The organism is Pseudidiomarina terrestris (assembly GCF_030466375.1).
GTDB lineage: Bacteria > Pseudomonadota > Gammaproteobacteria > Enterobacterales > Alteromonadaceae > Pseudidiomarina > Pseudidiomarina terrestris.
This window is the reverse complement of the sequence record NZ_JAGGJE010000001.1, coordinates 1,403,155-1,426,114: the sequence shown is the minus strand read 5'-3', so window position 1 is coordinate 1,426,114 and position 22,960 is coordinate 1,403,155. Positions and strand designations below refer to the sequence as shown.

Sequence of the window (22,960 nt, the reverse complement as noted above, 5' to 3'; positions counted from 1 at the left end):
TGATAATTGACCATGGCTATTGATATTAAAGTTCCACAACTACCTGAATCTGTCGCTGACGCGACAGTCGCTACTTGGCACGTTAAGCCAGGAGACAAAGTCTCACGCGATCAAAATCTGGTCGATATTGAAACCGACAAAGTGGTGCTTGAAGTTGTCGCACCTGAAGATGGCGTACTCGGCGAGATCATTGCCGATGAAGGCGCGACCGTTGGCGCTGACGAAGTTATCGGAAAGCTTGAAAAAGGCGACGGTGCTGACTCCTCAGACGATAAATCTGATGACAACGGCGACGATAAGAGCGACAAAAAAGATAAGAAAGAAGACAAAAAAGAAGATAAGAAAGCAGACGAAAAATCATCATCGAAAAGCGATGATAAGTCTGAGAAGAAATCTTCCAAGTCAGGTTCGGGCGAAAAGCACGAAGTTAAAGTCCCGCAGCTGCCAGAGTCTGTTGCTGATGCGACAATTTCGGCATGGCACGTGAAAGCTGGCGATAAAGTGTCGCGCGACCAGAATCTGGTCGATATCGAAACTGACAAAGTGGTGCTTGAAGTCGTTGCTCCTGCGGACGGCGTTTTGGCCGAAATTAAGCAGGAAGAAGGCGCGACTGTGGGTGCCGACGATGTGATTGGCATCGTTGAAGCCGGCGGTGAAGGCGCAGCAAGCTCGAGCTCTTCGAAGAGCGATGCTGATACGTCCGACCAAGATAAAGACGACAGCAGCGACGACAGCGATAGCGAAGTTGCCGGTCCTGCAGTGCGTCGTTTATTAGCCGAACACAACCTCAAAGCGGGTGATGTAAAAGGCACTGGTAAAGGCGGTCGGGTCACCAAAGAAGACGTTGAGAAACACGTCAAAGAAGGCGGCAAGAAAGAAGCTCCAGCAGCTGCGAAAAGTGAAAGCAGTGCGCCAGCAGCCGGTGATCGTGATCAGAAGCGTGTGCCAATGACGCGTTTGCGTAAAACTATTGCTAAGCGTCTGTTGGAAGCGAAGAACGCGACGGCAATGTTGACCACCTTCAATGAAGTCAACATGAAGCCGATTATGGACTTGCGCAAGAAGTACAAAGACGAGTTCGAGAAGCGTCATGATACCCGGTTAGGTTTCATGGGCTTCTACGTAAAAGCAGTCACTGAAGCGCTAAAACGTTTCCCTGAAGTCAATGCATCCATTGATGGTGACGACATTGTTTACCATAACTATTTCGATATCAGCATCGCTGTATCAACACCGCGTGGCTTGGTGACCCCAGTTCTGCGTGACAGCGATAAGATGAGCATTGCTGATATTGAAAATGGCATCCGTGACCTGGCGTTGAAAGGTCGTGACGGTAAGTTGACCATGGACGATATGCAAGGTGGCAACTTTACCATCACCAACGGCGGTGTCTTTGGTTCACTGTTATCGACGCCAATCCTTAACCCGCCACAAAGCGCAATCCTGGGTATGCATAAGATCCAGGACCGGCCAATGGCAGTGGATGGCAAAGTTGAGATTTTGCCGATGATGTATCTGGCATTGTCCTACGATCACCGCATCGTTGATGGTAAAGAATCCGTCGGCTTCCTGGTGACCATTAAAGAATTGTTAGAAGATCCGCAGCGTCTGTTGCTGGACATTTAACATTGAGTACGGCCGCAGCGTTGTAATCTTATTACATTTACGCTTGCGGCTGTCTTTTTTGCGCGCAAAACTGTAAAATACGCGCGAATTTTCGGGTAAGCAGCATGACGCTGCTTTTGTTGTTCAAACGAATCGGAAGATCATCATGAATTTGCATGAGTATCAGGCTAAACAACTCTTTAAAGAGTTCGGTTTGCCAGTATCTGAAGGCCACGCAGTTGACACTGCGGATGAGGCCGTTGAAGCTGCCAAGAAAATTGGCGGTGATCGTTGGGTTGTCAAAACCCAGGTACACGCCGGTGGCCGCGGTAAAGCGGGCGGTGTAAAACTAGTCTCCAGCCTTGACGACGTGCACGCGTTTGCGAGCAACTGGTTAGGTAAAAATTTAGTTACTTACCAGACAGACGCTAACGGTCAGCCAGTATCGAAGATCTTGGTTGAAAGTCTGACCGATATCGCTTCTGAACTTTACCTGGGCGCAGTTGTTGACCGTGCAACACGTAAAATCGTGTTTATGGCGTCAACTGAAGGCGGCGTTGAAATCGAGAAAGTCGCTGAAGAAACTCCTGAAAAAATCCTCAAAGCCATCATCGACCCCACCGTGGGTGCACAGCCGTACCAAGGCCGTGAGCTTGGCTTTAAGTTAGGCTTGAATCCGGATCAGGTTAAACAGTTCACCAAAATCTTCTTAGGTTTGGCGAAAATGTTCGAACAGTACGACTTCGCGCTGCTGGAAATCAACCCGTTGGTAATCACTGAGCAAGGTAATCTGCATTGCTTAGATGGCAAAATCAACATTGATAGCAACGCAATGTATCGCCAGCCGAAAATCAAAGAAATGCACGATCCGTCACAAGAAGACGAACGTGAAGCTCAAGCTGCTAGCTGGGAACTGAACTATGTCGCGCTAGATGGCAACATCGGCTGCATGGTTAACGGTGCCGGCTTAGCTATGGGTACCATGGACATCGTTAAGCTTGCTGGTGGTGAACCGGCGAACTTCCTGGACGTTGGTGGCGGTGCGACCAAAGAGCGTGTGACTGAAGCATTCAAAATCATCCTGTCTGACAGTGCCGTGAAAGCTGTTCTGGTGAACATCTTCGGCGGTATCGTCCGTTGCGACATGATCGCAGAAGGCATCATGGGTGCAGTAGAAGAAGTTGGCGTTAAAGTGCCAGTTGTTGTGCGCCTTGAAGGTAATAACGCAGAACTTGGTCGTCAGAAATTAGCAGAAAGTGGCCTGAACATTATCGCAGCAGAGAGCTTATCTGACGCTGCTGATAAAGTGGTTGCTGCGGCAGGAGGTCAATAATGTCTATCTTGATCGATAAAAATACCAAAGTTATCTGCCAGGGTTTTACTGGTGGTCAGGGAACTTTCCACTCTGAGCAAGCCATTGATTATGGTACGCAAATGGTCGGCGGTGTGACTCCAGGTAAAGGCGGTCAAACGCACCTTGGTCTACCGGTATTCAACACTGTTCGTGAAGCTGTTGAAGCAACGGGTGCGACAGCATCTGTTATCTACGTGCCAGCACCATTCTGTAAAGATTCTATCATCGAAGCAGCTGATGCAGGCATCGAACTGATCGTTTGTATCACCGAAGGCATCCCTACGCTGGACATGCTGTATGTGAAAGAATACCTGACGCACAAAGGTGTGCGCATGATCGGTCCAAACTGCCCGGGTGTTATTACTCCTGATGAGTGCAAGATTGGTATCATGCCTGGCCATATCCACAAGAAAGGTAAAGTGGGTATCGTGTCACGTTCAGGGACTTTGACCTACGAAGCAGTGAAGCAAACCACTGACGAAGGTTTTGGCCAGTCGAGCTGTGTTGGTATCGGCGGCGACCCAATCCCTGGTTCAAACTTCATCGATATTCTCGAGTTGTTTGAGAAAGATCCAGAAACCGAAGCCATTGTCATGATCGGCGAAATCGGCGGTACCGCAGAAGAAGAAGCTGCAGAGTACATCAAGGATCACGTCAGCAAGCCGGTGGTTTCTTACATCGCTGGTGTTACCGCTCCTCCAGGGAAACGTATGGGCCACGCAGGCGCTATCATCTCTGGTGGTAAAGGTACTGCTGATGAGAAGTTTGCCGCGCTTGAAGCCGCCGGTGTTAAAACCGTGCGCAGCTTAGCCGAAATCGGTAAAGCATTACGCGAAAAGACAGGTTGGTAAGTCGGTAACGACACCACCATGTTAAGCACTCTAAAAAGGCATTGTCGTATTCGGCAATGCCTTTTTTAATGACTGGAATGACGCCGTGCATCTCTTCGAAAAGTTCGTGTTGACGCTACTCGCTCTGATTGCTTTTGCTGGTAACTCTGTACTTTGCCGCTGGGCGTTAGCTGAATACCAACTTGATCCTGCCACTTTTACCCTGTTGCGCCTGGTCAGTGGCGCTCTGACACTGGCTGTTATTCTGTGGTTAAGTCAGCGCCGCCAGCAACCTGCTCAGACAAGAGCTGGGCAACAGCACCCAGTATCATGGTGGGGCGCGCTGTGGCTGGTCTGTTACGCCGCAGCTTTTGCTTACGCGTACGTCGAACTGGCGACAGGCATAGGTGCACTGGTTTTATTTAGTGCTGTGCAATTTAGCATGCTGTTGATTTCTGCGGTCCGTGGCGAGCGCTTCTCGCTGTTGCAGATCCTTGGCATTGCCACAGCTCTTATCGGTTTTTGTTATCTGGTCTGGCCGCAATGGTCGCAGCCGGTATCGCTGACAGCCTTAATGATGATGTTACTCGCCGGTGCCGCGTGGGGCGCTTATAGTACCGTCGGTCGCGGCTCCCGTACGCCGCTGGCGGATACGCTGATACATTTTCGCCGCGCGTCGATGCTGGCATTGCCACTACTTTTCTGGGTGAACTGGCAAGTGCAACCCGCCTACGAAGCTGTAATGCTGGCATTGATGTCAGGTGCACTGACGTCTGCGGTGGGCTATGCCATTTGGTTTAAGGTGCTGCCGCAACTGCAGGTAACGAGTGCTGCGGTCGGGCAGCTAAGTGTGCCAATTATCGCTGCCATTGGCGGTATCATTTTTGTGGGCGAACCTTTGGAGCAGCGTTTTGTGATTGCCAGTAGTGTGATCTTAGTGAGTATTTTTGTAGTCACTCGTAGCAGGATTAACAAAAATAAGACATAAAAACCTACCTTTTTAAATAGTTTCGCTGTTTGTTAGAATAAGCTAGTCTAGAAATCAACTTGAATAAAACGACAACGGTGCCACAACAGCAAGCTGTTCGGTGGAGAAATAAACATGAAAAAGTTGATTTTGGTCGCCATTCTGGCGCTGGTGGCCTGGAATTATCATCTCAACCGAAAGGCGGCTGAAAGCGGCGAAGATCGCGGCTTTGTGAAAGAAATCGTGCAGGGCGTGCAAGGCGCAGTCTTTAAACGTGACCCACAGTTTCGCTGTGACGGCCGGAAGTATTGCAGTCAAATGCGCTCTGCCGATGAAGCCCTGTTTTTTCTAAGTAACTGCCCTGAGACTCAGCTCGACGATAATGATAATGGTATTCCGTGCGAGCAAAAATTTCCGAATCAGTAATTGTCTCAATTAAGAATTAACATTTTTATGCTGGGCAGAGCCCTGTGTTCGACCTATGATTAAGTTGCACACTTTGCTGAGTTATCACCTATGCATAAAAAAGTTGTTCTCCTCATACTGTTGGGCTGCGCCGTGGCGATTTGGCTGGTTGCGGCGTGGATGAAAGCAAATTCAGTCGCAGTAGTTGACGTCGCAGTCAGTAAAACTGAGCAGGATGAATGGTTCGTTGCCTATCACTTCGAGGAGGTGGTCGAGCGTGTCTACTTTGTGCGTAATCCGGACAGCTCGCGGTTGCAGCGTTGGGATCCCCTTGAGTCCGGATACTATCTGGCAGTCGACAGTGAGTCTGGCGATGAATATGTCGCCCGTACCGATGGTGCAGGCTTTAATAGTGTAGCCTTCCAGCTCGACCCCACCTATATTGCTCTGCGCAAGGATTACGCGCCGTTTTCGACCTTTAGCGATGGTGGCGTTTCCTGGTTTACCGGACGCTTTAAAGTCTGTCCGAAAAGCTGCTCCAGCGCCTTGGCCTTTTCCTATAACTTCAGTATGCAAGCCCCTTTGCGTGAGCATATTCGGCTGCCTGAGCAGTCCGAACGTGGCGAGCTTAACTGGCGTGAGTCAGCGAGTGACGGGCAAGTCGTTTATGTCGGGCCACAGGCTTTAGATACCTCGCGCCAGGATGGCTTTGAGACGATTATCGATCCCATCTTACCCAGGTCTTTACAACAGCGGCTAAGGCAAGATGTGCCACCGCTTACGGCTTACTTTAACCAGCGCATGCCACCTTTGAGTGAGCGGCCCATGTTACTGGCATCCTTTAGTCCAACGACCGATGGTCGTTTTGGCTATCAGGGCGGCGTGGTCGGGAATCAGATGTTGCTGCACTGGTACGGGCATAGCATGGCGGAGCGTGTGACCGCGCCTTATTTTGTGGAGGACACGCTCTGGTTTATTGCGCACGAGTTTGCCCACCTCTACCAGGCCGGACAATTTAGTAATGAGCAGGCCTGGATCCACGAAGGTGCTGCGGAGTTTATGGCGCTCAGTTATCTACGCTCGATTCGTACCAATAGTATTTATCTGAATCACCGTCTGCAGGGTGCTCAAGCGAAGTGCAATACCAGTCAGGACAGCTTTGAAGTTCATTATGCCTGTGGTTTGTTATGGGCGGCCGATATCGATGCGCAGATCCAGGCAACTTACCCTCATGGGTTATTTTTCCTCTGGTACATGTATGTTCAGGCGCTCGCTGACGATCCTTACGCGGACGCAACGCAGCTCTATTTCGAACTGCTGGCTCAGTTAACCAGCGAGACGTTTGCGCAACAGATGCGTACTCGGGTAGCACTTCGTTACGAGCAACTCCCGCAGCAGGCACAAGTCCCTGCGCCATAGTCGCCGGCGGGTTATTGAGTGTCCGAATGAACTATTTAGCGGCGTTTGTCATAACTAACAGAAGCTAAAGAGCTATTCACAAGTTTTTGCAATAAGGAAACTAAAGATATGGGATACATCAATAAAGGCACTAAGCTGCTTGCTGTGGCAAGTTGTGCGCTCATGGCCAATGTTACCGCAGCAGATGATCATAGCGTCAGTCAGGCTCCCGGTTATTACCATATGAATGTCGGTGAGTTTTTGGTTACCGCGCTCAATGATGGCACCAGCGATATGGCGGCGCACCGTTTGCTGCACTGGGATGAAGATAAGATCCAGGCGGCGCTGGCGAAGGAGTATTTAAGCTCGCCGGTGGAAGGTTCGATAAATGGCTTTTTGATCGATACGGGCGACCAGCAAATTCTGGTCGATACCGGCATAGGTAATGGCGTGCGTGACAGTCTCGGGCAGCTGGATGACCATCTTCAGGCGGCAGGCTACAGCACTAGTGATATTGACGTGATCTACATTACGCATATGCATGGCGACCACATTGGTGGCCTGCTGGACGGCGACCAACGCGCCTTTCCGAACGCGACTGTCTACGTGCATGAGCGGGATGCCAATTACTGGTTAAGTGAAGAAGAAATGGCTAAAGCAGCGGAAGGCCGCAAGGGCAGCTTTGCAAATGCTATGCGCCGTTTTGCGCCCTATCAGGCGGACGATGCTTTTGTGACCTTCACCGATGGCCAGCAACTGCATGAGGGCATTGTGGTAAATCCAACTCCCGGGCATACGCCGGGGCACAGCGTTTATCGTGTCGAAAGTAACGGTGAGACCATGGTGATTTGGGGGGACACCCTGCATGTTGCCGCGGTTCAGTTCCCTTATCCCGAAGTCACCATTGCCTATGACAGTAACCCCGAGCAAGCCCGCGCGCAGCGCTTAGCACTCTTCAAAACAGTTGCCGAAGAAGGTCACTGGATTGCCGGGGCACATATTTCGTTCCCCGGCATAGGGCGTATGAAAGCGGAAGGCAATGGTTACCGTTGGGTGCCGGCCAATTATACGACCCGCGTAGAGTAACACGCGGAGCTGCTAGCCTCAGGCCAGCGCCGCAATGGCCTCGTCAGCAGCTTGTAATGCTTGCTGGCGGGGTTCATCCCCCATATTTACACCTTCAGCGCGAATCACCTGGACATCGGTAATTCCGATAAAGCCTAGCGCCTGGCGCAGATAACTTTCCTGATGATCCATTGCGGCGGCGTCACCCGTGCTATAGATGCCGCCACGACCCGAGGCAATGTAAACTTTCTTGCCTTGCAACAGACCGACTGGACCTTTTTCTGTGTAATTGAAAGTGACGCCCGCTTTCAGCACCCGATCCAACCAGGCTTTTAACTGAGTCGGAATAGTAAAATTGTACATGGGTGCGCCGATAACAATGACATCTGCAGCAAACAACTCATCGAGCAGGGTTTGCGTTAATGGCTGCTGCTCTGCTAATAAGGTTTCCGCATCCAGATGCGGAATGGCATCGGTGACCAGATCCCGGTAGACCACTTGATCCTGTTCAGCGGTAATACGGGAGACGATCTGCTGGCTTAGTTTACGGCTAACGGATTGCTCAAGAAATAAACCCGAATCCAAATGCAAAATATTCATATCTAGCTCCAAATTTGTACGCGATGTGATAACTTGAGGGCAGTGTAACAAGTTCCAAAAATGGTGGTAGACGGCTATACTGGAAACTTACGTTCCAATAATGGAACGTTATTTATCCTTACCTGGTCTCTTGAGGGGCACCCATGTCATTACCGGATCTGACCAATTACTTTATCTTTGCCCGAGTCGTCGCCGCCGGCAGTATTAGTGCGGGTGCCCGCGAACTGAACATGCCGAAATCGACCGTAAGCCGCCGCCTGACAGAACTGGAGGAGGAGCAGGGCATCCGGCTGGTGCATCGGACCCGCAAAGGACTCAAGCTGACTGACATTGGGCAGGCTTTTCTGATTCATTGCGAAACGCTGGTCAGCGCCGCCGAAGCCGCGCAGCAGGTCACCCAGCTCATGCTGGCAGCGCCGCGCGGGAAAGTTCATGTCAGTGCCCCTTATGCCTTGAGCCAAAGTCTGTTGACTGAGCTATTACCGCCTTTTATGAAAGCTTACCCCGAAATTAATGTGGAACTTACGGTGACCAATCGGCCCATAAACCTGGTAGACGAGGGAGTGGATGTGGCCTTGCGAGTGCGCGCCAGTATCGAAGATTCCAGTCTTATCGCGCGGCCCTTGGCGGATTCACCGGGTACGCTCTACGGCGCGCCGGCATTGCTTGCGGAACATGGTGTGCCGAAGCACCCTTTGGACTTATTGCACTTTCCACATTTGTCTTTGCACTACATCAGTGGCCGCTATACTTACCAGCTCAGCGCCGAAGATGGTGAGCAGCTGACGTTGAGCTTCAACCCTCGCTTGGTCACAGATGATATGCTGGTGTTGCGGGAAGCGGCGGTGCAGGGGGAAGGCCTGGTGGCGCTACCCAATTACTTGTGCGCCGATGCCGTGGCCAGTGGCCAGTTACAACGCGTATTGCCGAACTGGCACCTGCCAGTGGGAATCATGCATCTGGTTTATCCACATCGGCGCGGGTTACTGCCTGCCGTTAGAGTGTTTATTGATTATATGGTTGAGCATATTCCTGTGCTTGCTCAACGTTCCTTATTGATCGGATAAGCAATGCTCTCTACAATCATTTAAACGACTGTTTGAAAAGGCCTTAAAAACATGGATTTTAGCCCCAGCGAGAAAACGCTCGACTACCGTAAGCGTCTGATTAAATTTATCAAAGAGCACATCGAACCGATTGAAGCGGATTACCATAAAGAAATTCGACGTGTGAATGCCGATGGCAACTGGCGTGAGTGGCAGGTGCCACCTATGGTTGCCGATCTCAAAGAAAAAGCGCGCGAGCAGGGCTTATGGAATTTATTTTTGCCGGATCCTGAGCTTGGCGCCGGGCTCAGTACGCTGGAATATGCGCCTTTAGCTGAAGTCATGGGACATAGCCTGTTAGCTCCGGAGATTTTTAACTGCAATGCGCCAGATACCGGTAACATGGAAGTGCTCTACCACTTTGGCAGTAAGGCACAGCAAGAGCAATGGCTGCAGCAGTTACTGGCCGGTGAAATCCGATCGGTGTTTTGTATGACCGAACCTGATGTCGCTTCTTCAGATGCAACCAATATGCAAACCTCTATTGTTGCTGATGGTGACGATGTCGTGATTAATGGCCGCAAATGGTGGTCGACCGGCTTAGGTCATCCAGAAGCGCAGTTCGCGATTGTTATGGGCCTTACTGATGCAGATGCAGCGAAACATCAACGCCACTCCATGGTCATCGTGCCGTTAACCACTGAAGGTGTGACCATTGAACGTATGTTACCCGCGTTTGGTGAGTACGATGCACCCTACGGGCATGGTGAGGTACGCTTTGATAACGTCCGGGTGCCAAAAGAAAATTTAATTGCCGGCTTAGGTGAGGGCTTTAAAATTGCTCAGGGTCGCTTAGGGCCCGGTCGCATTCACCATTGCATGCGAGCTCTCGGTGCAGCTGAAAAAGCCTTACAGCTGTTTATGCTGCGCGGGCAGGAGCGCATTGCCTTTGGTCGTCCATTGTTGCAGCTCGGTGGCAATATGGAGCGGGTTGCAGACATGCGCATTGCCATTGATCAGGCGCGTCTGCTGACCTTTTTTGCCGCCTGGAAAATTGATGAGGTGGGTGCAATGAAGGCGCTTGCGGAGATTTCTGCAATAAAAGTTGCTGCGCCCAATGTTCTGCAGCAGGTCGTCGATGAAGCCATTCAACTCTACGGTGGTGCTGGCATGAGCCACGATACGCCACTGACCCAGCTGTTTGCCGTCGCGCGGGCGCTGCGTATCGCCGACGGCCCTGATGCTGTGCATCGCGCCACCATCGCCAAAGTCGAACTGAACAAGTACCGGGAGCGCTAGTATGACAGACCAGCGGTTTGAAGACCGGGGCGGCGATGTACGAGCGGGCGAGGAATTACCGGTCACTAAATTGGCGGACTACCTGCGCGAGCAATTTCCTCAGCTTGAGGGCGACTTAAAGGTGACTCAGTTTGCCGGTGGTGCGTCGAACTGGACCTATCGTCTGCAGTTCGCCAACGCCGACTGGATTTTAAGGCGTCCACCGGCGGGCACGAAAGCTGCTTCCGCCCACGACATGGGGCGCGAATACCGCATTCAGAAGGCACTGCAGCCGGTCTATCCTTATGTTCCGAAAATGCTCCATTACACCGATGATGAAAGCATTATTGGTGCCGAGTTTTACCTTATGGAGCGCGTGGCCGGAATTATCCCACGCAAGAATCTGCCGCGTGAACTTGAGCTGAGTGAAGACCAGACCCGACAACTCTGTGAAAATGCTCTCGATGCGCTGATTGAACTGCATAGTATTGATATCTATGAGCATGGTCTTGATGAGCTGGCCAAAGGTGAAGGCTATACGGAGCGCCAGGTTTTGGGTTGGAATAAGCGCTACCGTCAGGCGAAGACCTGGAACGTGCCCAAAAGCACTGAAATTATGCAGTGGCTGGAGCAAAACCGCCCGGCCCAAGAACGCCTGTGCATGACCCATAATGATTTTCGCTTTGATAATCTGGTTCTCGACAGCTCGGAGCCCACCCGTATTATCGGTGTGCTGGACTGGGAGCTGGCGACCCTGGGTAACCCATTAATGGATCTGGGGAACAGTCTCGCCTATTGGATTCAGGCCGATGATGACAGGATCGCACGCTCAACCCGCCGGCAACCAACCCATCTGCAAGGTATGCTCACCCGCCGCGAGGTGATCGAGTATTACTGTAAGCGCATGGACGTGGATGTTGCAGATTTCACCTTCTATGAAGTTTTTGGGCTGTTCCGCCTAAGCGTGATTGCTCAGCAAATTTATTATCGTTATCACCACAAACAAACGCGCAATCCCGCGTTTAAACATTTTTGGTTTTTAGTGCACTACCTTCACTGGCGTTGTCGCCGGCTGATCAAACAACAGAGGAAAGCATGAGTCACGTCGAACGTAAGACTATTTTAATTACTGGAGCGAGCTCTGGGTTAGGTGAGGGAATGGCACGTGAGTTTGCCAAGCAGGGTCGCAATCTGGCGCTGTGCGCCCGCCGCACAGAACGTCTTGAGCAACTGCAGGATGAACTGACCAAAGCTTACCCGGCCTGTAAAGTCAGCGTGAAGGCTTTGGATGTTAATGACCATGATGCTGTATTCAGGGTCTTCAAAGAGTTTAAAGCAGAGTTCGGGGAGCTCGATCGGGTCATTGTGAATGCCGGTATGGGTAAGGGAGCCTCGTTAGGCACCGGTTACTTCTATGCCAACGTGCAGACAGCACAAACCAATTTCGTTGCCGCGCTGGCGCAGTGCGAAGCCGCGCTGGAGATCTTTCGTGAGCAAAACAGTGGTCATCTGGTCACCATCAGCTCCATTAGTGCCTTACGCGGTATGCCCCGGGCCATGACTGTGTATGCGGCGACCAAAGCCGGTCTGCTGGCACTTACTGAAGGCATTCGAGCGGACCTCATTAAGTCGCGTTCGCCGATTAAAACCAGCTGTATCCTGCCGGGCTACATTCGCTCTGAGATCAATGAAAAAGTTAAGAACACGCCGTTTATGATCGACAACGCCACCGGCTGCCGGCTGTTGGTAAAAGCTATCGAGAAAGAGCCGGTGCAATCCTTTGTACCGACCTGGCCATGGGCAGTGATTGGCTTTTTAATGAAGCGACTGCCGCTGAAAATGGTCATGAAGCTGGGCTAATCCGGTAGCTCTTCCTGATCGCTTAACAGGCACTTATCGACACGCTCAGTGGCAATGCTGAGTGTGTTGGCGCCGCCACCTCTTCGTTCGTAAACAAAGGACGTTGCAGCAATACTCAAATCCCCACGCGAATTACGGTGTCTGATGGTCAGTTGCCGTTCATCAATGGCCAGCTCGATACAACCCGCAGCCAGAGGCGATGTGGCGATGCGTTGCCACTCATCAGTGACCAGCTTGTGAACCCAGACCTCGTAGCCTTCCCAGCCTAGATCATTGCCACGCTGGCACTGATAAAGAAACAGCTGTGCCTCGCTATCGGTTGTGGTCTGCACTTGCAACGGCTGGCAATTTGACGCCGAGGGTGGCTCGGGTTCGAACACCGATAACTTATAGATCAGTACCGCGATGAAAAGTACAGTCAGCGTAATAGCTGCTGCCAGAAACCAAAGGCCAAGTCGCTTGGTAAAATCACTTAGGCTACGTAAGAGTCCCATGGGCTGTCCTATTCTTTTATTTTTGCGGTAAGTTCAGGTGCCAACAGGCGCTCGCCACGATAATTGGCGACTTGCCCAAAGCGCTCATGGCCGGCATTCCACTCCTGTTGTGCGCGTTCAATCCGCTCGGGCTGACTGCTGACAAAATTCCACCAGATATGTACTGGCTTGGCAAAAGGTTCGCCGCCGAGCACGAGCAGCAAGGTATCAGCGGCCAGCTCAACGGTCAGGCGGTCGCGACCGCTGCCAAGAAAGAGTAGCTGATGAGATTGAATGGTTTTGCCCAAACAGTCCAGACGCCCCGACACCACATAGAGCCCATACTCGAACTGCTTCTCCAGATGCAACTGGCTAACAGCAACGCGCGGCGTTTGCAGTTGCAGGGCCAGTAACGGATGAAACTGTAGTGCGGGGGAGTGGTAGCGGCGGTCGCCATTCTCATAATCACCCACTATAAGTGTCGCCTGCGCATCGCCAATCGCAAACTGTGGTAGCTCTTTGTAGTGGTCAAAACGTGGCGTGGTCTGCTCGTTACTTTCCGGCAACGCCGCCCACAGTTGCAGGCCATGAAGTGGGTCGCTGACATGAGGCGCCGCCACTTCAGCGTGCGAGATGCCGCGCCCTGCGGTCATAAGATTGAGCTCTTTGGCAATGAGTGGTTGCTCATAGCCCAGACTGTCCTGATGCAGTAACTGGCCGGAAATTAACCAGGTGATTGTCTGCAAGCCAATGTGCGGGTGCGGCGCGACGTCAAACTGCTGATAATCCGCCACGGGTACGGGACCAAAGTGATCAACAAAACACCAGGGACCAATCATGCGTAAGTTGCGTTGGGGCAGACTCCGGAAAACCCGCATCTTGGGTGTCAGTTGGCGGGGTAAAGCCGGGACAACACTTGCTTCATTGCGTAAGTGTTCGGATTCGCAGGGCGTCGGTTGCGCCTCAGCATCATTTTTTGTTCGCGTCATGGGAGTACTCCATCGCTGCTCTTTCCTGCAGTATGCCATTAGAAGTTGAGTCGGTCGATATGCGACGATCTGCTGACTTCCTTATTAAGCTAAGATTAGTTAAGGTGAAGGTAAGAACAAGGAGTCATTATGATTTATGGCATTATTATTGTTGTGGTGGGTATCGCGCTGTTCTTAAGCGGTATCTGGGAACAGAATCTCGTCACGATCATCCTTGGTGCGTTATTGGGAGTAGCAGGGTGGATCGGCTTTACCTTCAAATGGCATGCTGCCAAAAAACAAGGACAACAAAAAAAAGATGAATAGTACTATCGCTAAACGTATTGGTTCGCTGGCGGTGATTGTCGCTGGTTTATTGTCTGCAGTTCTGGCTCCGGCAGGTGGCAATACTGCTAGCTGGCGCTGGTTCGGATTGTTTTTGATTGTTTTAGGTGTTTACTTTTTGCTGGGGCAGAAAGCTTCGCCGGAGCAACGCACAGCTGAGGCACAAAAACGCAAGGACAATCCACCACTGCGCTGGTATCAATCGCCCATTTTATGGGTTCCTGTGGTTGCTGCAATTCTGGCAATTTTGTCGATGTTGGTAGTTTAGGAAGCAGGCATGTCGCTCACCAAACGGTTAATTATATTGGCTGGCTTAGTCGGTCTGATGTTTTATAATGCGAGCGCCGAACAGCTTTGGGCTGCTGTGGTTGATTATCAGCTTAGCTGGTATAAGCTCGGCGTGCCCCTTGCGTGGGGCTTGATTCTGGGGGCATTGGTTAACTTGATCGGCCTGCAGCAGTTGCAGAAATGGCTCGAACCTCTTACTTTTATTGCTGCTTCGCTGATCACTTTGGGGCTAACGGGTGCTGCTGCTGTGTATGCAGCCCATCAACAGGGCGGCCTGCTATTGCCACCGCTGATGATCACCGCCGTAGGCCTCGGACTGTATTTATTTGTTTATAGCTATGCCCGGTTTGCTGCGCATAAGCAAAGTGAACCTGGCGACGAGAAAAAAGAACCCTGAGTATGGATCTCAATTGTGATTTAGGTGAAGGCTACGGCGTCTGGCGCATGGGTGATGATGCCGCGGTAATGCCTTTCATTGATCGGGCCAATATTGCCTGTGGTTTTCATGCGGGTGACTACGCCATTATGCAAAATACCGTGCGGCTGGCAAAGCAACACCAGGTGTTGATTGGCGCGCATCCGAGTTACCCGGACAGACATGGTTTCGGTCGTCGTGCGATGAGTTTCAGTGACGATGAGCTGCAGGCCATGCTGTTGTATCAGCTGGGCTCACTCGACGCTATCTGTCGTGCGGAGCAGGTTCCGCTAAGTTACGTGAAACCTCATGGCGCGCTTTATAATGCCATGCAGGTGGACAGCAAGTTATTCGAAGCTGTGGTGTGTACGCTGCAGGCGTTCAATCGCGGACGTGCTGAGCCATTGGCGCTAATGACGCTGGCGAAAATCCATCGTGAGACGGAAACAGATATTGCTGCCAAATACGAAGTTCCGCTGTTATTTGAAGCCTTCGCTGATCGGCGTTATGAGGCTAACGGTGAGTTGCGGGCGCGTAATTTTGAAGGCGCAGTGTTGCTTGATCATGAGTCGATTGTCAGCCAGGCACTGGCGTTTGCCACCGGCCAATCCATTCAATCTCATGACGGCACTGAACTGTGGTTAGCGGCGGATACGCTATGCGTACACGGCGATAATCCGCAAGCTTTAGCCGCAGTAAAAGCTATCCGCGAAAACCTATGACGATGAACTGGCAATTTCAAACCGCTGCTGTGGATGCGCTGATGATTCAGTTTGCCCCGCACATCGATCTACAGATCAACGCGAAGGTGCATCAACTTGCCACGCGTTTGCGCCAGCAGCAGCCTGACTGGCTCAGAGAAGTGGTGCCAAGTTACCGTAGTTTGCTGCTCTATTACGATGTGCTGGAGTGCAATGAAGCGCAGGTCAAGCGGGCGTTGAAGCCGGTGATTGACGAGCTCATGAAAACCGATGAAACAACGCAGCTGGATGCTCAGCATCATGTTATCGAGGTGTGCTACGACCCTGAGCTTGCTGCTGATTTAGAGACCGTAGCAGAGCATCTGAAGGGTTCGGTCGACGACGTTGTGCGCTTGCATACAGCGCCCACCTACCACGTCTATACACTTGGTTTTGCGCCGGGCTTTGCTTACCTTGGCGATGTTGATGAGCGGCTGCGGCTGCCGCGCCATGCGACTCCCCGACAGAAGGTGCCGCGTGGCAGCGTGGCTATTGCCGAACAGCAAACTGCGATTTACCCGCGTACCTCACCAGGTGGTTGGCAACTGATAGGCCGTGCGGCAGCCTGGCCCGAGCTGCAAGCAGGAGATACCGTCCGCTTTAAGGCTATCACCCGGCAAGACTATGAGCGTTTATGCGCCGATGCGGAGCAGCAGTATGACTGAGGTACTGGAAATTACCCAACCTGGTTTATTGGCGACGCTACAGGACTTCGGTCGGTTTGGCCATCAGGCGCAGGGTGTCACTGAGGGAGGACCCATGGATGAGCGCGCATTTTTGTGGGCCAACCGCTTATTAGGTAACTCTTATAATGCCGCGCAGATCGAAATTACTCTGGGTCAGTTCAAAGCGAAATTTCGTCATGCGACACTGTTTGTGGTCACGGGTGCTGAATTTCCGCTTAGCCTGAACGGGAATTCCATTAAAAGCTGGCGTGTGTATCAGGCGCAAGCGGGGGATACACTGAGTGTTGGTCACAATGATTCCGGTCTGCGCAGTTATCTGGCGGTAAGTGGCGGCTTCCGTGCTGAGCCAGTGCTGGGGAGTGTGGCGACTGTAGTGCGCGATGGCCTCGGCGGGTTACAGCAGCAGGGCAAGCCGCTGGCAAAAGGTGATGTGCTGGCGGCTGAGGCGGGGCTTGCGAAAACGCTGGAAAGCCGACGGCCCAGCAGCTCTGTGGTGACGGCCATTCCCAGTCGTCCAGTGCTTGACCTGATCCCAGCCGGGCAAATCCAGCAATTTAGCTCTGCGGCCCGGGAGTTGCTGGTTGGACAAACCTATCAGGTCACAAACAAGCAGGACCGCATGGGGGTGCGCCTGCAAGGGCAACAACCGTTGCCGCAGGTTCCTGCCAGTATGATCTCCGAACCATTGCCTATGGGCAGCGTGCAGGTGCCCGCTGACGGGCAGCCGATTGTGATGATGAATGATCATCAGACCTTGGGCGGCTATCCGAAAATCGGAGTGTTAAGCTGGACCGCCAGAAGCATTCTGGCGCAGTTACCGGCCGGTCGAAAATTCCAGTTCCGCTGGTTGGAACTTGCCGAAGCGCAACGTGAACTCAGGCAAGTTTGGCGATTTTTTAACGTGATGCGCTAAATGCTTTGCCGCGGCCGCGTGCAAGCCTTGCCAGCTGCATCATAAACTGCGATCATAGCGCTCATTTTTTGATGTTTGGAGAAGTAAATTCCATGGCAGCCGACGCGCCTCGTAGTAACTTTATTCGTCAGATCATCGATAAAGATCTTGCCAGTGGTAAGCACAGCCAGGTTCACACGCGGTTCCCGCCTGAACCCAATGGCTTTTTGCACATTGGCCACGCCAAATCCATCGTCTTGAACTTTGGTATTGCCGAAGACTATCAGGGCACCTGTAACCTACGTTTTGATGATACCAATCCGCTTAAAGAGAAAGTGGATTTCGTAAATTCTATCCAGGAGGATGTGCGTTGGTTAGGTTACGACTGGGAAGGTAAGCCACGTTATTCATCAAATTATTTTGATCAGTTACATGGCTTTGCCGTTGAGCTGATTGAAAAAGGCCTGGCTTATGTGGATTTCTCCACTCAGGAAGCGATGCGCGAGATGCGCGGTACCCTGAAAGAGCCTGGCGTGAACAGCCCTTATCGCGATACCTCAGTTGAAGAAAATCTGAAGCATTTCGCAGATATGACGGCCGGTAAATACGAAGAGGGCACTGCCGCTCTGCGCGCCAAAATCGACATGAGCTCACCCTTTATGGTGTTGCGGGATCCTGTTATTTATCGGGTCCGCTTTGCCCACCATCATCAGACGGGTGATAAGTGGTGTGTGTACCCGATGTACGACTTTACGCACTGTATTTCAGATGCGTTAGAAGGCATTACCCACTCACTTTGCACCCTTGAATTCCAGGACAACCGTCGTCTTTACGACTGGGTTCTGGATAATATCAGTATTGACTGCCACCCTCAGCAGATCGAATTTTCGCGACTGAATCTTCAGTACACTGTGATGAGCAAACGCAAACTGCATTTACTGGTTGAAGAAGGTAAAGTCAGTGGTTGGGATGATCCACGTATGCCGACCATTGCTGGTATGCGCCGCCGCGGTTACACGCCCAGCTCAGTGCGCGAGTTCTGCCACCGTATTGGCGTGACGAAAATGGATAATCAGGTGGAAATGAGCATGCTCGAAGCCTGTATCCGTGATGAACTCAACCATGGCGCACCGCGGGCGATGGCGGTCATTGATCCGGTCCGGCTGGTGATTGAAAACTACCCGGAAGGTGAGGTAGAACAACTCCAGGCACCGAATCATCCGAACGATGACAGCATGGGTACGCGTGAATTACCCTTTGCTCGTGAGATTTATATCGAACGTGAAGATTTCCGTGAGTCTGCGAACAAAAAATACAAACGCCTGGTGCTCGATAAAGAAGTGCGCTTACGCAACGCCTATGTTGTCAAAGCAGAGCGGGTTGAAAAAGATGCAGACGGTAACATCACTACCATCTTCTGCACCTACGATCCGGACACCTTAGGCAAGGATCCAGCAGATGGTCGTAAAGTGAAAGGCGTTATCCACTGGGTGGCGGCAGAGCATGCAAAACCTGCTGAGTTTCGTCTCTATGACCGTTTATTCCAGGTGCCAAATCCAGCCGCTGAGGAAGATTTCTTCAGTACCTTGAATCCAGACAGCCTGGTGGTCAAACAGGGGTATGTGGAGCCGGGGATGGCGACTGCTAAAGCTGAGCAGCCGTTCCAGTTTGAACGAATTGGTTACTTCTGTGCAGATAATCAGGACAGTTCTGCAAAACAGCTGGTTTTTAACCAGACCGTTGGTTTACGGGATACATGGAACGACGAGGCCTAAGCCTCGCCGGTTGGCGGCCTTATTAATTTAAGGTCGCCAGTTCAATCCGTGCCGCAGCACCATACAAAGGTCCTGAATCGCCTTCGACTTCACCGGTAGGCGTGATCGTTGGCCATAACTCAGGCAGTTTGGCTAAAATCTTGTTTACTTCTTCAATTGCCGCAGTATTGCCGGCCCGCTGGGTAGCCGTAAGCTCGTTGATACGTGCCTTGGCCATTTGGGTAAAGCCATAGGCATCCTGAAACTCATGTACGTTTACGACAGTGCCTTGTTTGACGCCGATATCATACTCTGCAGCGGCGGTTAACAGCATGGTACTTAAACTCATCAAGACACTTTTCACGGACTTCTGCGGGATCTGTTCAGCTGCGGTAATGGCGGCCACCAGGCCATCGTAGGCGTTATTGACAGCGGCATCGCCTTGCTCGTCATTAACGGCATTCGCTAACGCGGTCAGTTCAGCTTCGAAACCGGCCACATTACGCGCCTGAAATGCAGGAACAAGAGCGGTATACAGCTCATCTTCAGGATGCTTCATATGCGTTTTTGCCATGGCCAGGTGGCCCTGGTCATAGAGTTTTTTGCCTACGTACAGATGACCACGGATCAAGCCAAGTTGTGCCAGATAAGCACTGTCGTTGATACGTAAATCCACCGCACCTGAGCCTTCACCTTCGCCTTCACCACCGCCTTCAAACGGCGCGATGATGCTCATGCTATGATGCTCATGTGCGGTAACTTTTAATTCGTCAGCCTGCAACGTGGAGCTGCCCACCAGGGCGGCTCCAACAGCAAGCCAGACTTTGCGCTTTTCGTTCATACTCATACCTTCTTCATTGCGTAGGTCGGGCTAGATTCGTTATACTGCCCATAATTCCACAAATGAGATTCATTCTCAATAGCCCTGATCATGATCTTACATATTCAAAACCTAATAGACACAGCAACCTTATCGGTTATTCGTGACAAGCTTGCTGCTGAAACCTTTGCCGACGGTCGCGAGAGTGCGGGCTGGGCGGCCAAAGAAGTCAAGCAAAATCAACAGTTACGGGCTCCGCATCCGCTCATTGACTTTGTTTTGGGGCGGCTGCAAAAACATGAAGTATTGCAACAGGCGGCTCGACCCGCGGAGTTCGTCAATACCATGATTAATCGCTATCAGCCGGGGCAGAGTTATGGCACTCATATGGACGATGCGTTAATGATGAAACGCAGCGGTGACAGCGCCAGGCCCATTCGCACCGACATTTCCTTTACGCTGGGTCTGACGCCTCTGGCTGACTATGAGGGCGGCGAACTGGTGATTGAAGATAGCTCAGGCGAGCGCTCCTGGCGGCTTGATGAGGGCGAATTATTACTTTACCCAAGTCATTTTTTACATCGGGTGAATGCCGTTACTTCAGGTACCCGTCATGCTATGGTCGGTTGGATAGAGAGTATGTTGCCGGACGTGCAGGAACGGGAGATTTGTTTTGACCTCTTTCAGGCATTACAACATGAATTCCAAACCCACGGTAAGTCGGTACAGTTTGACCGCTTAAGTAAAAGCTACAACAACCTGTTAAGGCGCTGGGCCAAGCGTTGAGGAATTGCGATGCAATGCATCTATCAAGCTGAGAATGTCGTTGAAGCCGAGTTGGTGAAAGGATTACTGGAAAGTCAGGGGATCAGCTGCCATAGCGGAGGTTTTTACCTGCAAGGCGCAGTGGGCGATCTTGCCGCATCGGGATTTGCTAAACTCTGGGTTGCCGACGATGACAGCGGCCAGGCGCTAGCTCTGGTTGAGCGTTACGAACGCGGTGAGTTCGCTATCACAGACGCTGATTAGTCAGCGTCTGCAATATTATGCTCACAATTATCCGGAGTTTTACACTCACCGTATAAGTAGAGACTATGGTTGGTGAGGGTAATGTTGTTCGCTTTGGCCACCTTTAGCTGACGATCTTCAATCACGTCATCTTCAAACTCAAATACATGGCCGCAGGTCAGGCAAACAAGATGGTCATGGTGATCTTTCGCACTCAGCTCAAATACTGAGCGGCCACCTTCAAAATGATGACGGGTCACGATACCGGCGTCGTCGAACTGGTTCAGTACGCGGTAGACGGTAGCTAAACCAATTTCTTCATTTTTCTCCAGCAGGATTTTGTACACATCTTCTGCACTGATGTGCTGGTTGTCTGGATTCTTTAAAATCTCAAGGATTTTGACGCGCGGAGAGGTGACCTTCAGCCCTGCTTTTTTAAGTTGTTGTTCGCCGTTGCTGCTCATTAGAATTCACTTTCTCGTTGTTGTGCTTGCCGCCATTATAGGCAAAATTCGGGGGGAAAGGGAACGACCAATTAAGCTAATTGGTCGAGTGCCATCTCATCGCGTAATTGTGCACACCACTGTTGCACACGTTCTTTGGTTAGTTCGGGCTGACGATCTTCGTCAATGCCCAAGCCGATGAAGTGTTCATCGTCGACCAGCGCCCGTGACGCTTCAAACTGATAGCCGGCCGTAGGCCAATGGCCGATAATAATACCGCCGCGCGCTTCAACGATATCACGCACAGTGCCCATAGCATCAAGAAAGTATTCGGCATAGTCTTCCTGATCACCACAGCCAAAGATAGCGATAAGCTTGTTATTGAAGTCGATTTCTTCAAGCTCAGGGAAAAAGTCATCCCAATCGCACTGGGCCTCACCGTAATACCATGTCGGAATACCGAATAACAGCAAGTCGTAGCTGGCGATGTCTTCCTTGCTTGATTTAGCAATATCAAAGACATCGATCAGATTTTTACCCAAATCTTTTTGAATCATTTGTGCAACAGCTTCGGTATTACCTGTATCGCTACCGAAGAAAATTCCAACACTAGCCATAGTTGTACTACTACCTTAATTGAAATGAACCGAGGGCTGGTTAAATTCCAGCTTCCCAAATTACCTGAATGATACCTTTAGCGATAAAGCCGGCGCAGCCAAGGAACAACACCAACCATACAAACCAGCGACCAAACTTAGGAACCTTACTTTTATTCAGTACGTCCTGTATGGCGAGACCAATGAGAATAAAGAGTATTGCTATGGCAATGTTCGTGCCAAGAATCTCAATGGTTTCATAATGCTCTGACAACATAACAGCACCACCAGTTCAGCCAAAATTAGGGGGCAATTATAACACGCACGGGCACTAGGTGCGAGAATGTTGCTCCAGAAAGGCGCGTACCAGCCGGTTAAAAATTCGTGGCTTTTCAGCATGCAGCCAATGTCCGGTGCCTTCAATAATCTTAATATCAACATCGCTGAACCGCGCCGTGACAGCATCGCGGTGGGCTTCAGTGAGGTAGTTGGAGTCCCCGCCCTTGATAAAAAGTACCGGGCCGGCAAACTCGCCGTCGCGCACACCGGCAGAAATTTCACTGTAACAGCGGTCAATCACCGGCAAATTCAGTCGCCACTGATACTGTTCGTTTTCGCGCTGAAGGTTTTTCAGCAAAAATTGTCGTACGCCGCGGTCATCAATGTGTTCAGCAAGTTGTGCATCTGCCTCTTTACGGTTACTGACCTGCTCCAGCTCTATGGCTTCAAGGACGTCGAGAATGTGCCGATGGCGCGCGTCGTAGGCTACCGGAGCGACGTCCGCAACGATCAGACTTTGCACCAGGTCCGGATAGGTCAGTGCGAACTCCATCGCCAGTTTGCCGCCCATAGAATGGCCGACCAGACTGATTTTTTGCAAGCCGAGTTCATCGACCAGGCGTTTGACATCGTCAGCCATTGCCGCGTAGGTCATGGTTTCGCTGTGAAAAGAGTCACCATGATTGCGACAGTCCATGGCGACCACGCGATAATCCGACTCAAGCTCGCGTCCCAGTCGTTTTAAATTATCCAGATCACCGAATAAACCGTGAATAAGCAGTACCGTGGGGCCTTTGCTGCCCATGATTTCGTAGTTTACCAAGTTCTGTTGTGCATCTGACATA

The 22,960-nt window shown here is 51.4% G+C and carries 28 protein-coding genes; 20 read left to right on the top strand and 8 right to left on the bottom strand.

Translation table 11 applies throughout. From position 1 onward, the window contains the following. Positions 1-12: 12 nt before the first annotated feature. The 7 genes from odhB (at position 13) to J6J28_RS06860 (ending at position 7,645) form a co-directional block, all read left to right on the top strand. Positions 13-1,626: a 2-oxoglutarate dehydrogenase complex dihydrolipoyllysine-residue succinyltransferase gene (odhB, locus tag J6J28_RS06890; protein WP_301720621.1), complete on the top strand. Its 1,614-nt coding sequence runs from the start codon at positions 13-15 to the stop codon at positions 1,624-1,626. 145 nt (positions 1,627-1,771) lie between these two features. Next, positions 1,772-2,938 carry an ADP-forming succinate--CoA ligase subunit beta gene (gene sucC / locus J6J28_RS06885; protein WP_301720620.1) on the top strand — a complete coding sequence of 389 codons (1,167 nt, stop codon included), beginning with the start codon at positions 1,772-1,774 and terminating at the stop codon, positions 2,936-2,938. Next, positions 2,938-3,810, top strand: coding sequence for a succinate--CoA ligase subunit alpha (gene sucD / locus J6J28_RS06880; protein WP_301720619.1), 873 nt, complete (start codon positions 2,938-2,940; stop codon positions 3,808-3,810). The genes sucC and sucD overlap by 1 nt, the downstream gene beginning before the upstream one ends. An 85-nt stretch (positions 3,811-3,895) precedes the next feature. Next, on the top strand, positions 3,896-4,777 hold the full coding sequence (locus J6J28_RS06875) for a DMT family transporter (RefSeq protein WP_301720618.1): 882 nt from the start codon (positions 3,896-3,898) through the stop codon (positions 4,775-4,777). Between the two features lie 114 nt (positions 4,778-4,891). Then, the gene (locus tag J6J28_RS06870) at positions 4,892-5,182 is read left to right on the top strand and encodes an excalibur calcium-binding domain-containing protein (protein ID WP_301720617.1); all 291 of its coding nucleotides are present in this window, start codon (positions 4,892-4,894) and stop codon (positions 5,180-5,182) included. A gap of 90 nt (positions 5,183-5,272) precedes the next feature. Further along, the gene (locus J6J28_RS06865; RefSeq protein ID WP_301720616.1) at positions 5,273-6,580 is read left to right on the top strand and encodes a hypothetical protein; all 1,308 of its coding nucleotides are present in this window, start codon (positions 5,273-5,275) and stop codon (positions 6,578-6,580) included. 108 nt (positions 6,581-6,688) lie between these two features. Continuing rightward, the gene (locus tag J6J28_RS06860; protein WP_301720615.1) at positions 6,689-7,645 is read left to right on the top strand and encodes an MBL fold metallo-hydrolase; all 957 of its coding nucleotides are present in this window, start codon (positions 6,689-6,691) and stop codon (positions 7,643-7,645) included. 18 nt (positions 7,646-7,663) lie between these two features. Here J6J28_RS06860 and J6J28_RS06855 read toward each other — a convergent pair whose 3' ends face one another. Then, positions 7,664-8,224 carry an FMN-dependent NADH-azoreductase gene (locus tag J6J28_RS06855; protein WP_301720614.1) on the bottom strand — a complete coding sequence of 187 codons (561 nt, stop codon included), beginning with the start codon at positions 8,222-8,224 and terminating at the stop codon, positions 7,664-7,666. 143 nt (positions 8,225-8,367) lie between these two features. On the opposite strand from J6J28_RS06855, the gene J6J28_RS06850 reads away from it, so the two are divergent. From J6J28_RS06850 to J6J28_RS06835, 4 genes are read left to right on the top strand one after another with little or no spacing between them, the layout of a single operon-like run. After that, positions 8,368-9,291 carry a LysR family transcriptional regulator gene (locus tag J6J28_RS06850; protein WP_301720613.1) on the top strand — a complete coding sequence of 308 codons (924 nt, stop codon included), beginning with the start codon at positions 8,368-8,370 and terminating at the stop codon, positions 9,289-9,291. A 51-nt stretch (positions 9,292-9,342) separates the two neighbouring features. Further along, positions 9,343-10,569 (top strand): acyl-CoA dehydrogenase family protein, encoded by a 1,227-nt coding sequence (locus tag J6J28_RS06845; RefSeq protein ID WP_301720612.1) that lies wholly within the window; start codon positions 9,343-9,345, stop codon positions 10,567-10,569. A 1-nt stretch (position 10,570) separates the two neighbouring features. Next, entirely contained in the window at positions 10,571-11,647 is a 1,077-nt protein-coding gene (locus J6J28_RS06840; RefSeq protein WP_301720611.1) for a phosphotransferase family protein, read from the top strand. Then, entirely contained in the window at positions 11,644-12,408 is a 765-nt protein-coding gene (locus J6J28_RS06835; protein ID WP_301720610.1) for an SDR family oxidoreductase, read from the top strand. The genes J6J28_RS06840 and J6J28_RS06835 overlap by 4 nt, the downstream gene beginning before the upstream one ends. Here the strand turns inward: J6J28_RS06835 and J6J28_RS06830 are convergent. Beyond that, positions 12,405-12,902 carry a hypothetical protein gene (locus J6J28_RS06830; RefSeq protein ID WP_301720608.1) on the bottom strand — a complete coding sequence of 166 codons (498 nt, stop codon included), beginning with the start codon at positions 12,900-12,902 and terminating at the stop codon, positions 12,405-12,407. The two genes, J6J28_RS06835 and J6J28_RS06830, sit on opposite strands and share 4 nt — an antisense overlap. A gap of 8 nt (positions 12,903-12,910) precedes the next feature. After that, positions 12,911-13,870 (bottom strand): pirin family protein, encoded by a 960-nt coding sequence (locus tag J6J28_RS06825; RefSeq protein WP_301720607.1) that lies wholly within the window; start codon positions 13,868-13,870, stop codon positions 12,911-12,913. A gap of 129 nt (positions 13,871-13,999) precedes the next feature. On the opposite strand from J6J28_RS06825, the gene J6J28_RS06820 reads away from it, so the two are divergent. The 7 genes from J6J28_RS06820 to glnS all read left to right on the top strand — a co-directional run bounded on the left by J6J28_RS06820 (position 14,000) and on the right by glnS (position 18,990). Beyond that, positions 14,000-14,176, top strand: coding sequence for a hypothetical protein (locus tag J6J28_RS06820; protein WP_301720606.1), 177 nt, complete (start codon positions 14,000-14,002; stop codon positions 14,174-14,176). Continuing rightward, positions 14,169-14,462, top strand: coding sequence for an Asp23/Gls24 family envelope stress response protein (locus tag J6J28_RS06815; protein ID WP_301720605.1), 294 nt, complete (start codon positions 14,169-14,171; stop codon positions 14,460-14,462). Before J6J28_RS06820 ends, J6J28_RS06815 begins: the two co-directional genes overlap by 8 nt. Positions 14,463-14,471: 9 nt before the next feature. Next, entirely contained in the window at positions 14,472-14,879 is a 408-nt protein-coding gene (locus tag J6J28_RS06810; RefSeq protein ID WP_301720604.1) for a hypothetical protein, read from the top strand. 2 nt (positions 14,880-14,881) lie between these two features. Continuing rightward, the gene (locus tag J6J28_RS06805; protein WP_301720603.1) at positions 14,882-15,619 is read left to right on the top strand and encodes a 5-oxoprolinase subunit PxpA; all 738 of its coding nucleotides are present in this window, start codon (positions 14,882-14,884) and stop codon (positions 15,617-15,619) included. Next, a complete protein-coding gene (gene pxpB, locus J6J28_RS06800; RefSeq protein WP_301720602.1) occupies positions 15,616-16,302 on the top strand; it encodes a 5-oxoprolinase subunit PxpB in 687 nt (228 codons plus the stop codon). The genes J6J28_RS06805 and pxpB overlap by 4 nt, the downstream gene beginning before the upstream one ends. After that, positions 16,295-17,236, top strand: coding sequence for a 5-oxoprolinase subunit C family protein (locus tag J6J28_RS06795; protein WP_301720601.1), 942 nt, complete (start codon positions 16,295-16,297; stop codon positions 17,234-17,236). Before pxpB ends, J6J28_RS06795 begins: the two co-directional genes overlap by 8 nt. 92 nt (positions 17,237-17,328) lie before the next feature. Then, positions 17,329-18,990 carry a glutamine--tRNA ligase gene (gene glnS, locus J6J28_RS06790; protein ID WP_301720600.1) on the top strand — a complete coding sequence of 554 codons (1,662 nt, stop codon included), beginning with the start codon at positions 17,329-17,331 and terminating at the stop codon, positions 18,988-18,990. A 22-nt stretch (positions 18,991-19,012) separates the two neighbouring features. On the opposite strand, the gene J6J28_RS06785 is transcribed toward glnS, so the two are convergent. Next, on the bottom strand, positions 19,013-19,816 hold the full coding sequence (locus J6J28_RS06785; protein ID WP_301720599.1) for a hypothetical protein: 804 nt from the start codon (positions 19,814-19,816) through the stop codon (positions 19,013-19,015). Positions 19,817-19,900: 84 nt separating this feature from the next. On the opposite strand from J6J28_RS06785, the gene J6J28_RS06780 reads away from it, so the two are divergent. Together J6J28_RS06780 and J6J28_RS06775 are read left to right on the top strand one after the other, a co-directional pair. Beyond that, the gene (locus tag J6J28_RS06780; protein ID WP_301720598.1) at positions 19,901-20,575 is read left to right on the top strand and encodes a Fe2+-dependent dioxygenase; all 675 of its coding nucleotides are present in this window, start codon (positions 19,901-19,903) and stop codon (positions 20,573-20,575) included. Positions 20,576-20,584: 9 nt separating this feature from the next. Beyond that, complete coding sequence (locus tag J6J28_RS06775) at positions 20,585-20,818, top strand: putative signal transducing protein (RefSeq protein WP_301720596.1); 234 nt, start codon at positions 20,585-20,587, stop codon at positions 20,816-20,818. Here J6J28_RS06775 and fur read toward each other — a convergent pair. From fur to J6J28_RS06755, 4 genes are all read right to left on the bottom strand, one after another. Continuing rightward, entirely contained in the window at positions 20,815-21,261 is a 447-nt protein-coding gene (gene fur / locus J6J28_RS06770; RefSeq protein ID WP_301720595.1) for a ferric iron uptake transcriptional regulator, read from the bottom strand. The two genes, J6J28_RS06775 and fur, sit on opposite strands and share 4 nt — an antisense overlap. Before the next feature lie 71 nt (positions 21,262-21,332). Then, a complete protein-coding gene (fldA, locus tag J6J28_RS06765; protein ID WP_301720594.1) occupies positions 21,333-21,857 on the bottom strand; it encodes a flavodoxin FldA in 525 nt (174 codons plus the stop codon). A 40-nt stretch (positions 21,858-21,897) separates the two neighbouring features. Continuing rightward, positions 21,898-22,113, bottom strand: a complete 216-nt coding sequence (locus J6J28_RS06760; RefSeq protein ID WP_301720593.1) for a DUF2788 domain-containing protein — start codon at positions 22,111-22,113, stop codon at positions 21,898-21,900. Between the two features lie 54 nt (positions 22,114-22,167). Continuing rightward, positions 22,168-22,959: an alpha/beta fold hydrolase gene (locus J6J28_RS06755; protein ID WP_301720592.1), complete on the bottom strand. Its 792-nt coding sequence runs from the start codon at positions 22,957-22,959 to the stop codon at positions 22,168-22,170. Position 22,960: the final 1 nt, after the last annotated feature.